Raw genomic sequence first — 2,150 nt, forward strand, 5'->3', positions numbered from 1 at the left:
AAGGGCTCGATGCCCAGGCGCTCCCGCACCATGGCGACGGCCTCGTCCTCGCCGTCGAACGGCATGATCGGCAGCGCCGGCCCGAACTGCTCCTCGCAGACGATGTCGAGCGCCGGGTCGGGATCGTGGACGAGCGTGGGCCGCTGGAAATAGCCGTGCGCGTAAAGGGCTTCGTCGGGCACGCGGCCAAGTTCGTGCACATCGGCGCCGGCGCTGCGCGCCTGGTCGATCATGCCCCTGACGACCTTCAACTGCTTGGCGTTGTTGACCGGCCCCATATGGGTCTCATCGAGCAGACCATCGCCCACGACCATGCGGTTGCAGGCGGCCGTCAGCCCGTCGACGACCTCGTCATAACGCGACCGGTGAACGTAGAGCCGCTTGAGCGCCATGCAGATCTGCCCCGACGACATGAAGGCGCCCATATACATGCGCATGAAGGCGCCCGCGTCCAGTTCGGCGTCCTCGCAGACGATCGCCGCATCATTGCCGCCCAATTCCAGCGTGACCGGCGTTATGTTGCCGGCCGCCATATGCATCACGTGCCGGCCGACCTCGACGGATCCGGTGAAATTGACGAACCGGACCAGGGGATGGGTGACAAGCGGATCGCCGATCTGGGACGCCGAACCGGTGATCACGTTGACGACGCCCGGCGGCAGCATCGAGGCGATCCTTTCAAGCGTCAGCGACGGCACGAGCGCCGAATTGCGGCTGGGCTTGACCACGACCGTGTTGCCGGCCATCAGCGCTTGGGGAAGCTTGGCGCCCAGTATCGACAACGGCCAGTTCCATGGGACGATCAGTGCGGCCACGCCGCGCGGCTGGCGCGTGATAATGGTGTCGAAGGGCGGCCCCGAAAGCGCCTCGTCCCGCGCCAGGCGATCCGAAAAAGACGCCGACAGCCGAAAGCGGTCGCCCAGCCGGGTCAGCTCCAGCAGCGTTTCCTTGATAATCTTGCCGTGCTCGCGGCAGAACAGCCGAGACCGGTAGGCCACATCGTCTTCGTCGGCCGCCAGCGCATCGGCGATCTTGAGCAGGAGCGAGGCCCGCTCGTCATAGCCAAGCGCCGACCAGGCCGGAAATGCCGCATGCGCCGCGCGAACGGCCTGATCGACATCCCCTTGCGAGGCGCTGGCCGCCTGTCCGACCAGTTCGTCCGGACGCGCCGGGTTGAATATCTCATAGGTACGGCCGCCCTCGGCCGGCCGGCTTTCGCCGCCGACGAACAGGCCGGTCGTGACGGGATCATCCTGGGCTGACCTGCTCATCAAGACCTCCACTTCATCAAGATCAAGACCTCCGCGTGCGCGCCGCCCGCGGCGCGCGATCGGATGCCGGCTGCGGCGAAAGCACGAAAATCCTCCGGCGATCTCCATGCACTATGGATACATAATTGGCAAGTTCTCCAACAAAAATTTTTTATGATTGCATGATCGGCCCATTAATGTATTCATAAATGGCGGTTGGTGAGGAGAAGCATGCCCTCAAGCGCGGAACATGTGTTGGCGGTCGTGCGCCGTCAGATTCTCAATGGCGAGCGGTCGCCCGGCGACAAGATATCCGAGGTCGGCGTCGCAGCCGATCTCGACGTCTCGCGCACGCCGGCACGCACCGCGCTCGCCGCGCTCGAAGCCGAGGGGCTGATCGAAAAGCGCGACGGGCGCGGCTTCACGATCAGGTCGATTTCGGCCGCCGACGTCGCCAAGGCGATCGACGTGCGCGCGGTTCTCGAAGGTCTGGCCGCACGGACGCTGGCGCAGGCGGGCATGTCCGACGCCGTCGAGGAAACGCTTCGGCGATCGATCGCCATGTCCCAGTCGATCGTCGAATCGGAGGACGAGGCGACCGATTTCATCGGCGGCTACAAGGAAGCCAACGAACTGTTCCACGAGACGATCATGTATCATTGCGGCAACGATCTGATCGCCCACACCTTCGAGCGCATCGCCATGCTGCCCCTGACGGGTCTGGGCACCTTGGCCTTCGACATGACGAGTTGGCGACGCGAGCGCATGCGCCTGACGGTCGGCCATTCCCAGCACGTCATCATCTTCGATGCGCTCAAGAAGCGCGACAGCCAGCGGGCCGAAGCCATCATGCACGAGCATTCCAAGGCGACCCTCAACTATGCCGATCTGTTCGTGAAG

Annotated in this window: 2 protein-coding genes; one reads left to right on the plus strand and one right to left on the minus strand. The window is 64.3% G+C overall.

Annotated elements, in window-relative coordinates; translation table 11 throughout:
- On the minus strand, positions 1 to 1,271 hold a 1,271-nt coding region (locus AC5E6L_RS12410), incomplete at its 3' end, for an aldehyde dehydrogenase family protein (RefSeq protein ID WP_491773667.1).
- 210 nt (positions 1,272 to 1,481) lie between these two features.
- On the opposite strand from AC5E6L_RS12410, the gene AC5E6L_RS12415 reads away from it, so the two are divergent.
- Positions 1,482 to 2,150 (plus strand): GntR family transcriptional regulator (locus AC5E6L_RS12415; protein WP_491773669.1); only part of this gene is annotated, 669 nt, incomplete at its 3' end.

The sequence above is a fragment of the Roseitalea sp. genome, assembly GCF_984466335.1.